General features: G+C 68.7%; 12 protein-coding genes. 7 read left to right on the forward strand and 5 right to left on the reverse strand.

The annotated features are described in order from the left end of the window. Positions 1-77 precede the first annotated feature (77 nt). The 3 genes from ACFU53_RS43810 to chpE all read left to right on the forward strand — a co-directional run bounded on the left by ACFU53_RS43810 (position 78) and on the right by chpE (position 2,263). Entirely contained in the window at positions 78-1,223 is a 1,146-nt protein-coding gene (locus ACFU53_RS43810; protein WP_384005427.1) for a GAF domain-containing sensor histidine kinase, read from the forward strand. Continuing rightward, positions 1,216-1,857: a response regulator gene (locus tag ACFU53_RS43815; protein WP_384005429.1), complete on the forward strand. Its 642-nt coding sequence runs from the start codon at positions 1,216-1,218 to the stop codon at positions 1,855-1,857. The genes ACFU53_RS43810 and ACFU53_RS43815 overlap by 8 nt, the downstream gene beginning before the upstream one ends. 157 nt (positions 1,858-2,014) lie before the next feature. After that, positions 2,015-2,263 (forward strand): chaplin ChpE, encoded by a 249-nt coding sequence (gene chpE / locus ACFU53_RS43820; protein WP_384005431.1) that lies wholly within the window; start codon positions 2,015-2,017, stop codon positions 2,261-2,263. Between the two features lie 385 nt (positions 2,264-2,648). Here chpE and ACFU53_RS43825 read toward each other — a convergent pair whose 3' ends face one another. After that, positions 2,649-3,434 carry a hypothetical protein gene (locus tag ACFU53_RS43825; RefSeq protein ID WP_384005433.1) on the reverse strand — a complete coding sequence of 262 codons (786 nt, stop codon included), beginning with the start codon at positions 3,432-3,434 and terminating at the stop codon, positions 2,649-2,651. A 150-nt stretch (positions 3,435-3,584) separates the two neighbouring features. Here ACFU53_RS43825 and ACFU53_RS43830 point away from each other — a divergent pair, with 150 nt between their 5' ends. The 3 genes from ACFU53_RS43830 to ACFU53_RS43840 all read left to right on the forward strand — a co-directional run bounded on the left by ACFU53_RS43830 (position 3,585) and on the right by ACFU53_RS43840 (position 6,060). Next, positions 3,585-4,376 (forward strand): ABC transporter ATP-binding protein, encoded by a 792-nt coding sequence (locus ACFU53_RS43830; RefSeq protein ID WP_384005435.1) that lies wholly within the window; start codon positions 3,585-3,587, stop codon positions 4,374-4,376. Positions 4,377-4,521: 145 nt separating this feature from the next. Then, positions 4,522-4,953: an NfeD family protein gene (locus tag ACFU53_RS43835; protein WP_384005436.1), complete on the forward strand. Its 432-nt coding sequence runs from the start codon at positions 4,522-4,524 to the stop codon at positions 4,951-4,953. 159 nt (positions 4,954-5,112) lie between these two features. Then, positions 5,113-6,060, forward strand: a complete 948-nt coding sequence (locus tag ACFU53_RS43840) for an SPFH domain-containing protein (RefSeq protein ID WP_384005438.1) — start codon at positions 5,113-5,115, stop codon at positions 6,058-6,060. 136 nt (positions 6,061-6,196) lie between these two features. Here ACFU53_RS43840 and ACFU53_RS43845 read toward each other — a convergent pair whose 3' ends face one another. From ACFU53_RS43845 to ACFU53_RS43855, 3 genes are all read right to left on the reverse strand, one after another. Beyond that, the gene (locus tag ACFU53_RS43845) at positions 6,197-6,703 is read right to left on the reverse strand and encodes an HNH endonuclease (protein WP_086749942.1); all 507 of its coding nucleotides are present in this window, start codon (positions 6,701-6,703) and stop codon (positions 6,197-6,199) included. Between the two features lie 151 nt (positions 6,704-6,854). After that, positions 6,855-7,394 (reverse strand): YbhB/YbcL family Raf kinase inhibitor-like protein, encoded by a 540-nt coding sequence (locus tag ACFU53_RS43850; protein WP_384005441.1) that lies wholly within the window; start codon positions 7,392-7,394, stop codon positions 6,855-6,857. A 42-nt stretch (positions 7,395-7,436) separates the two neighbouring features. Continuing rightward, positions 7,437-8,219: a sporulation protein gene (locus ACFU53_RS43855; RefSeq protein WP_384005443.1), complete on the reverse strand. Its 783-nt coding sequence runs from the start codon at positions 8,217-8,219 to the stop codon at positions 7,437-7,439. A gap of 217 nt (positions 8,220-8,436) precedes the next feature. Here ACFU53_RS43855 and ACFU53_RS43860 point away from each other — a divergent pair, with 217 nt between their 5' ends. Then, entirely contained in the window at positions 8,437-9,078 is a 642-nt protein-coding gene (locus ACFU53_RS43860) for a DNA-3-methyladenine glycosylase (protein ID WP_384005444.1), read from the forward strand. Between the two features lie 173 nt (positions 9,079-9,251). Here ACFU53_RS43860 and ACFU53_RS43865 read toward each other — a convergent pair. Further along, positions 9,252-9,502 (reverse strand): hypothetical protein (locus tag ACFU53_RS43865; RefSeq protein WP_384005446.1); only part of this gene is annotated, 251 nt, incomplete at its 5' end.

Raw genomic sequence — 9,502 nt, forward strand, 5'->3', positions numbered from 1 at the left:
GACCTAGGTCTCAGGGCCCGGGCAGGGCCTCCGGCGGTCCGATCCGCGTTGTCGGACCCCGCCGGTACGGTGAGGTCATGAGTCAAGGTCCAAGGTCAGGCCTCGCCGCGGTGAGTTCCGCGCTGCTGGCCATGAGCAGGCACCTGGAGGTGCGCGACGTCCTCAAGACGATCGTCGCCTCCGCGCGTGAGCTGCTCGACGCGGAGTACGCCGCGCTCGGCGTCCCCGACGACCACGGCGGCTTCGCCCAGTTCGTCGTCGACGGCGTCAGCGACGCCCAGTGGAAGGCCATCGGCCCCCTCCCGCGCCAGCACGGCATCCTGGCCGCGATGCTCCACGAGGCCACCCCCGAGCGCCTGGCCGACGTCCGCAAGGACCCCCGCTTCGAGGGCTGGCCGAGCGCCCACCCCGATCTGATCGACTTCCTGGGCCTGCCCATCCGCGACGGCGACGAGGTCATCGGCGCCCTCTTCCTCGCCAACAAGCGGTGCCCCAAGCCCGAGGGCGGCTGCGGCTTCACCGCGGAGGACGAGGACCTGCTCTCGATCCTCGCCCAGCACGCCGCGATCGCCCTGACCAACGCCCGCCTCTACGAGCGCAGCCGTGAGCTGACCATCGCCGAGGAGCGCTCCCGGCTCGCCCACGAACTCCACGACGCGGTCAGCCAGAAGCTCTTCTCCCTGCGCCTGACCGCCCAGGCCGCCGCCGCCCTGGTCGACCGCGACCCCTCCCGCGCCAAGGGCGAACTCCAACAGGTGGCCGCCCTCGCCGCCGAGGCCGCGGACGAACTGCGCGCCGCCGTCGTCGAGCTGCGCCCCGCGGGACTCGACGAGGACGGCCTGGTCGCCACCCTGCGCACCCAGGTTCACGTCCTGGACCGCGCCCACAGCGCCCGCGTCACCTTCTCCGGTCGCGGCGCCCGCGCGCTGCCCGCCGCCCAGGAGGAGGCCATGCTGCGCGTCGCCCAGGAGGCCCTGCACAACGCCCTGCGGCACTCGGGCGCCGAGCGGGTCGACGTCACCCTCGACCGGCACGGCGGCGGAGCCGTCCTGCGGGTCACGGACGACGGCGCCGGCTTCGACCCCCAGGGCATACGCCGCGCCGGACGCCACCTCGGCCTGGTCTCCATGCGCGACCGGGCGAGCGGGGTCGGCGGCCGGCTGACCGTGCAATCGGCGCCCGGAAAGGGCACCACGATCGAGATGGAGGTCCCCGGTGGCTGACGCAATCAAGGTGTTGCTCGTCGACGACCACCAGGTGGTCCGCCGCGGCCTGCGCACCTTCCTGGAAGTACAGGACGACATAGAGGTCGTGGGGGAGGCCGCCGACGGCGCCGAAGGAGTCGCCCGTGCCGAGGAGCTCCGGCCCGACGTCGTCCTCATGGACGTCAAGATGCCGGGCATGGACGGTGTCGACGCGCTGCGCAAGCTCCGCGAGCTCGACAACCCCGCGCGCGTGCTCATCGTCACCAGCTTCACCGAGCAGCGCACGGTCGTCCCGACCCTGCGCGCCGGCGCCGCCGGGTACGTCTACAAGGACGTGGACCCCGACGCCCTCGCCGGCGCCATCCGCTCGGTGCACGCCGGACACATTCTCCTCCAGCCGGAGGTCGCCGACGCGCTTTTGTCCCAGGAGGAGGCCAACTCCGGCCAGGGCAGAGGTGGTTCACTCACCGAGCGGGAGCGCGAGGTGCTCGTCCTGATAGCCGACGGACGCTCCAACCGGGAGATCGCCCGAGCACTGGTCCTCTCCGAGAAGACGGTCAAGACGCACGTCTCGAACATCCTCATGAAGCTCGACCTGGCGGACCGCACGCAGGCCGCGCTGTGGGCAGTACGCCATGGTGTGACCGGATGATGTGCGGATTGTCCGTCAACCTGGAGGGTTCCGTTCCGGGCTGAGAGTCATACCGTCGGGTGTATGTCCCCCGAATGGCGCATCCTCGGGGGCCCTTCGCCGTTCTTCAGTGCGTGCTGCGTGCGACCGCCGCAGTGATCGCAAGGAAGGGCTCAAAGTGAAGAACCTGAAGAAGGCCGCCGCTGTCACGCTGGTGGCCGGTGGCCTCGTCGCCGCCGGTGCCGGTATGGCCTCCGCCACCGACGGCGGGGCGCACGCCGACGGCAAGGCCATCGGCTCGCCGGGCGTCGTCTCGGGCAACGTCATCCAGGCCCCGGTCAACATCCCCGTGAACGCGGTCGGCAACAGCGTGAACGTCGTCGGCGTCCTGAACCCGGCCTTCGGCAACCTGGGTGTCAACCACTGACGTGCCCGCCTCGGAGCACCAGTGACCACCGGCCTTCCAGGCTCCCCTGGAAGGCCGGTCAGGTTTTCCCGTCTCCTTTTCCCACCATCTGCTTCCGCTTTCCTCGTCTCATCGCCCCGATGCGCTGAACCGGACATACCCGCCTCTCGCGCGTGCCACCGCGCGTCCGCCCGGCACCGATCAGCGCAGCCGACTGCGAGTCGTCGTACCGCTGGGACCGCTGTCCACCCTCGCAGTCGCCATGCGTAGCTGCGGGCAGTCGTGCCGCTGGGGCGGTACGGGTGGGCGCAGCGGCACCTCGTAGCGCCGAGTTGCGGAGTCGGCCCCCGCCCAGCGTCAGCCGCCGGACAACAGTGCGCCAAAGGAACAGCGCACCCCCGGCCGGCTAACGACCCCGCTCCCGTTCCTCCACGAACGCGTTGTACGCCGCCACCTGGGCCCGCCGAGCCGTCCGTTCGACCGGACGCAGCGCAGCCGTTCGGGAGGCCATCTCGGAGGCGCTCACGGCGCCGCCGTGGCCGTTCTCATGGGCCACGGAGATCAGCAGCCCGATGCGCTGCGCCAGCTCCAGCACCCGTACCGCACGCGGCGGATACCCGGGCGCCAACACCTCCCGCCCCCGCTCGGCCCGCGCCCGGTACGCGTCGATCGCCGCCTCGGCCACCGGCCCGGACGCCGCGACGTCCAGCCGGGCCAACACCGCGGTCGCCTCCCGCAACGCCTCCGCCAACTCCCGCTCGGCCTCCCCGAGGGACGGCACGTCGGCGGGCGGAGCCTCCCGCACCTCCAGACAGTGCCAGACGACCTCCACATGCTCGTCCCCGGCGGGCCCCACCGAGTACACCTCCGGCACCAGCCCCAGCGCACCCCCGTGGCAGACGACCGCCTCCTCCGCCTCCAGCGCCCGCTTGTTGAACTCCGGCGGCCCGCTCAGCCCCAGCGGATGCCCCGCCGCGGGCAGCGCGACCCGCAACCCGGTCACCCCGAGTGCCCGCAACCGCCCCAGCGCGAGCGTCAGCCCGACGGGCCCCGACTCACCGGGCAGCCCCTCCACCCGGTGCACCGTGTCCTCCCCGACGATCGCGAGCACCGCGTCATCCGGCGAGACAAGTCCGGCAATAAGGGCGTTTCCCCATGAGGCGAGGCGTCCTGAGCGTGGTTCCGAGAGCATGCCCCCACCCTAAGGACCGACCGATGGGATGGACGGCCCGAGCGGTGGCGTAGATTTCCCTGAGGGCTGCGCCCACCCGGCGGTGGCTCCGACCACAGGCGTACGCGACAGCCGAGACAGGCTGACACTGCAAGGGGAGACAGCGCGCTCATGAGCGATGTTCTGGAGCTGGAGGACGTATCCGTGGTCCGCGAGGGCCGGGCTCTGGTGGACCAGGTCTCCTGGTCGGTCAAGGAGGGCGAGCGCTGGGCCATCCTCGGCCCGAACGGCGCCGGCAAGACCACCCTCCTCAACATCGCCTCGAGCTACCTCTACCCCAGCAAGGGCACCGCCACGATCCTCGGCGACACCCTCGGCAAGGTCGACGTCTTCGAACTGCGCCCCCGCATCGGCATGGCCGGCATCGCCATGGCGGAGAAGCTCCCCAGGCGCCAGACCGTCCTGCAGACCGTGCTGACCGCCGCGTACGGCATGACGGCCACCTGGAACGAGGACTACGAGGAGGTGGACGAGCTGCGCGCCCGCGCCTTCCTCGACCGCCTCGGTATGAGCGAGTACGTCGACCGCAAGTTCGGCACCCTCTCCGAGGGCGAGCGCAAGCGCACCCTCATCGCCCGCGCCCTGATGGCCGACCCCGAGCTGCTGCTCCTCGACGAGCCCGCCGCCGGCCTCGACCTCGGCGGCCGCGAGGACCTCGTACGCCGTCTTGGCCGCCTCGCCCGCGACCCGATCGCCCCCTCCATGATCATGGTCACGCACCACGTCGAGGAGATCCCCCCGGGCTTCACCCACGTCCTGATGATCCGTCAGGGCAAGGTCCTCGCCGCGGGCCCGCTGGAGCTGGAACTCACCTCCCGCAACCTCTCCCTCTGCTTCGGCCTCCCGCTCGTCGTCGAGCAGCTCGGCGAGCGCTGGACCGCCCACGGCCTGCCGCTCACCTGACCTCCGACTTCTCCCGATCTTCCGCCAGTCGGGTGCCCCGGGGCCACAACCCGGCCCGGGAGCACCCGACTTGGGAGCCCTCTGTACGCGATCTTTGACCGTGCGCTCTGTTCGGCGGGAGGATCGCGGTTCTACCATGGACGACGTGGACAGCATCGACGCATGGGTGTGGTGGCTGATCGGCGCGGCCGGGCTAGGGGTCGCCCTCGTCGTGACCGCGATGCCCGAGTTGGGCATGCTCGCCCTGGGCGCGGTCGCCGGAGCCGTGACCGCGGGGCTGGGCGGTGGTGTCGTACTCCAGGTCGTCGTCTTCGCGATCGTCTCCGTCGCGCTCATCGCCGTCGTACGGCCCATCGCGGCCCGGCACAGATCCCAACGGCCCCAACTCGCGACCGGCATCGACGCGTTGAAGGGCAAACACGCCGTAGTCCTGGAACGGGTCGACGGCACGGGCGGCCGTATCAAGCTGGGCGGCGAGGTCTGGTCCGCCCGCTCGCTCGACACCGGCCAGGCCTACGAGGTGGGTCAGGAAGTGGACGTCGTGGAGATCGAGGGAGCCACGGCGATCGTCATGTGACCTCGCACGATGTGGTCACGAGGCGATGACGCAATGACCTGAACGACCCACCTGGCAGGCGGTGTTCTGCCAGACTCGACCAGCAAGATCTTCAACGGTCCCGACAGGCATAAGATCTTCCGGAAGCGCCATGGCGGAGAAGGGCACGGGGAGCAAACGATGGAACCGATCATCATCGTCCTGATCATTCTGGTGGCGTTGGTCTTCATCGCCCTGATCAAGACCATCCAGGTGATTCCACAGGCCAGCGCGGCCATCGTCGAGCGGTTCGGCCGCTACACGCGCACACTCAACGCGGGCCTCAACATCGTCGTCCCGTTCATCGACTCGATCCGCAACCGCATCGACCTCCGCGAACAGGTCGTGCCGTTCCCGCCCCAGCCGGTGATCACCCAGGACAACCTGGTCGTGAACATCGACACGGTCATCTACTACCAGGTGACCGACGCCCGCGCCGCGACCTACGAGGTCGCCAGCTACATCCAGGCGATCGAGCAGCTCACCGTCACCACCCTCCGCAACATCATCGGTGGCATGGACCTGGAGCGGACCCTGACCTCCCGCGAGGAGATCAACGCGGCCCTGCGCGGCGTCCTCGACGAGGCCACCGGCAAGTGGGGCATCCGCGTCAACCGCGTCGAGCTGAAGGCGATCGAGCCGCCCACCTCCATCCAGGACTCGATGGAGAAGCAGATGCGCGCCGACCGCGACAAGCGCGCCGCGATCCTCACCGCCGAAGGCACGCGCCAGGCGGCCATCCTCACCGCCGAGGGTGAGAAGCAGTCCCAGATCCTCCGCGCCGAGGGTGAGGCCAAGGCCGCCGCCCTGCGCGCCGAGGGCGAGGCCCAGGCCGTCCGTACGGTCTTCGAGGCCATCCACGCCGGCGACCCGGACCAGAAGCTCCTCTCCTACCAGTACCTCCAGATGCTCCCGAAGATCGCCGAGGGCAACGCCAACAAGCTCTGGATCGTCCCCAGCGAAATCGGCGACGCCCTCAAGGGCCTCTCCGGCGCCATGGGCAACTTCGGGAACCTGGGCGGCGGCCCGTCCGTCCCCAGGCCCGCCGACGGCGCCAACGAGCGTCGCGAAAAGCCGGCCATCGACTGAAGCAACAAGAAGGGCCCGCCTTCACAAGGAAGGCGGGCCCAAACGCTTTCAGGGGCGCGGGGAACTGCGCGGTCAGCTACACACAACCCGCAGACAGCCATCACCAGTAGCCACTACGGGCCTCTCTGGCGGAGCCCTACGCGGCCCCCTGCGAAAGCCAGGCCGGCAGCGCGTCGAAGTCATCGTGGCCCAGAGACAGCAGCATCGCGTCGGCCGGCGTCGGCTCGAACGGCTGCCGCAGCAGCGGCATACCCGCCTGCTCCGGAGTCCGGTCGGCCTTGCGGTGATTGTCCTCGGCGCAGGACGCGACCGTGTTCAGCCAGGTGTCACCACCGCCCCGCGACCGCGGCACCACATGGTCGACGGTCGTCGCCCGCCTGCCGCAGTACGCGCACCTGTGCCTGTCCCGTACCAGGACACCCCGCCTCGACCACGGCGCTTGTCTTCGGAACGGCACCCTGACATACCTGCAGAGCCTGATCACCCGGGGCGCAGGTATATCGACCACGGCTCCGCGCATGCGCAGTTCGGGGTGGGTCTGCTCGACGACGGCCTTGTCCTGCAGTACCAGAACGACGGCTCGGTTGAGCGTCACCGTCGACAGCGGCTCGAAGCTCGCGTTCAGTACCAGCGTGTCCCGCATTCCAGCCCACCTCCTGTGCCAGCCCACCCCCCGGCGGGCTTGGATCAACTCTGGCCGGGCACGCCGAGATGGACAACGCAATAAAAAATGCCCGTCTCTGATCACTTCCAAGACCAGAGACGGGCAAACGTTCAATGAACGTCCGGCTTCGTTACTTTTCCGCTACAGCGGCGTACTCACCGAGGAGTTGAGCGCGCGCCAGAGTATGGAATCGCAGGTTGAATCCGACCACCGCGGGCGAAGCATCCGAATCCGGACCGAGCTTCTCCTGATCCACGGCGTACACCGTGAACACATACCGGTGCGCCGGATCCCCGGGCGGCGGCGCGGCCCCACCGAAGTCCTTCGTCCCGTAGTCGTTGCGCACCTGGACGGCGCCCTCGGGCAGCCCCTCGAACTTCCCCGAGCCCGCACCTGTCGGCAACTCCGTCACCGACGCCGGGATGTCGAACACGACCCAGTGCCAGAACCCGCTCCCCGTGGGGGCGTCCGGGTCGTAGCACGTCACGGCGAAACTCCTGGTCTCCGGCGGGAAGCCCTCCCAGCGCAGCTGCGGCGAGGTGTTCCCCTCCGCGTGGACCTGAGCGTCCTTGAGCGTCGCACCCGCCTCGACGTCCTCGCTCGCGACCGTGAAGGACGGCACGACCGGGTGGAAATCGTGGGGGAGCGGTGGCCTCTTCGGCTCGGTCACCTCAATACCTCCTGATGGATCCGGGGTAGGTGTGCTCAGAGCCTAGAACCAGCTGCGCTTGCTGCCGACCTCCGACAGCCACTGGTTCAGATACGCGACCCAGTCCGTGCCCTGGTAGTCGTGCAACCCCACCTTGAACGAGCGGAACGAGTCGCTGCCCTCGCTGAACAGACCCGGCTTCTTGTCCATCTCCAGCACGACGTCCATCTCGCGCTCGTCGGCGACGAAGCTCAGCTCCACCTGGTTCAGGCCGTGGTACTGCTGCGGCGGGAAGAACTCGATCTCCTGGTAGAAGGGCAGTTTCTGCCGCGTACCCCGGATGTGACCGCGCTCCAGGTCCGCGTTCTTGAAGCGGAAGCCCAGCTGGATGAAGGCGTCCAGGATGGCCTGCTGCGCCGGCAGCGGGTGCACGTTGATCGGGTCCAGGTCGCCGGAGTCGACCGCACGCGCGATCTCCAGCTCGGTGGTCACACCAATGTTCATACCCGGCAGCGTCTGCCCCTGGATCGTGGTGACCGGCGTCTCCCACGGGATCTCCAGCCCGAACGGCACTACGTGCACCGCGTTGGCCTTCAGCTCGAAGGCACCACCGAGCCGCTGCTTGGTGAACACCATGTCCTGCTTGTACTCCGCGTCCTGGCCCTCGACCTCGACCTTGGCCTGCAGACCGACCGACAGCGCCTCGATCTGCTGGTCCACGGATCCGCCCTGGATCCGCACCTCACCCTGGACGACACCGCCCGGGACGACATTGACCTCGGTCAGCACCGTCTCGACCGAAGCCCCACCGGCCCCCAGGCTCGCGAGCAGCCGCTTGAACCCCATGTCTGTTCCTCCCGTCAGGCAACGCCTGCGTATCTGTGTGGTTCTGTGTTCTGTGCTTTATGTGGTGTGGATCGCTCTGCGTGGCGTGGATCCTTGATCCCTACAAACGCAAACCGACGGCGCCCGGTTCCGCGCCCTCCCTCTTCCCAACCCTTCCAAGGAGGACGCCCCCACGCCACCCGTCGGCGCGCACCCGTCTGGACTACGCTCGTACGCCATGATCGCGAGCCCCGACCGTACGCCCCTCGCCCGCGAGTTCTTCGACCGCCCCGTACTGGAGGTGGCACCGGACCTCCTGGGACGCGTCCTCGTACGCACCACCCCGGACGGTCCGATCGCACTCCGCCTCACGGAGGTCGAGGCCTACGACGGTCCGAACGACCCCGGCTCCCACGCCTATCGCGGTCGCACAGCCCGCAACGCCGTGATGTTCGGTCCGCCCGGACATGTGTACGTCTACTTCACCTATGGCATGTGGCACTGCATGAACCTGGTGTGCGGTCCGGAGGGCCGAGCGAGCGCGGTTCTGCTGCGCGCCGGCGAGATCACCGAGGGCGCCGACCTCGCCCGCAAACGTCGAATCTCAGCCCGAAATGACAAGGAACTGGCCAAAGGCCCCGCCCGCCTGGCCACGGCCCTGGACGTGGACCGAGCCCTCGACGGCGCGGACGCCTGCGCCTCGGGCACCCCACCCCTGACGGTCCTGACCGGCACCCCCGCCAGCTTTGACCAGGTACTCACCGGTCCTCGCACCGGCGTCTCGGGGGACGGAGGCGTTCACCCCTGGCGCTTCTGGATCGCCAACGACCCGACTGTCAGCCCCTATCGGGCCCACGTCCCCCGTCGGCGCTCAACTTGACTCGCTCCTGGGCGATCCGTAACGTAGCCCGAGCCGCTTGAACCGGTTACGGCGATCAGCCAGCAGCCGAGAGCGGCCAACCCACTACCTACAACATCCCCTCAGCGGGGGCGAATTAGGCATGCCCTGATTCCAGCCCGCAGCACTCAATTATGAGTTGCCGAGGGAATCGGCTAACGTAGTGAATGTCGAAAGGCCGCAAGGGAAACCAAGAGGTCAAAGACAGCCGAAAGGCAAATCCCCCCGACAGGGAATCGGATCGGAAAACGATCTGATAGAGTCGGAAACGCAAGACCGAAGGGAAACTGCCCGGAGGAAAGCCCGAGAACAACTTGGGTGAGTACAAAGGAAGCGTCCGTTCCTTGAGAACTCAACAGCGTGCCAAAAATCAACGCCAGATATGTTGATACCCCGTTCCCGGCCG

The organism is Streptomyces sp. NPDC057474 (assembly GCF_042802555.1).
Taxonomy (GTDB): Bacteria; Actinomycetota; Actinomycetes; order Streptomycetales; family Streptomycetaceae; genus Streptomyces.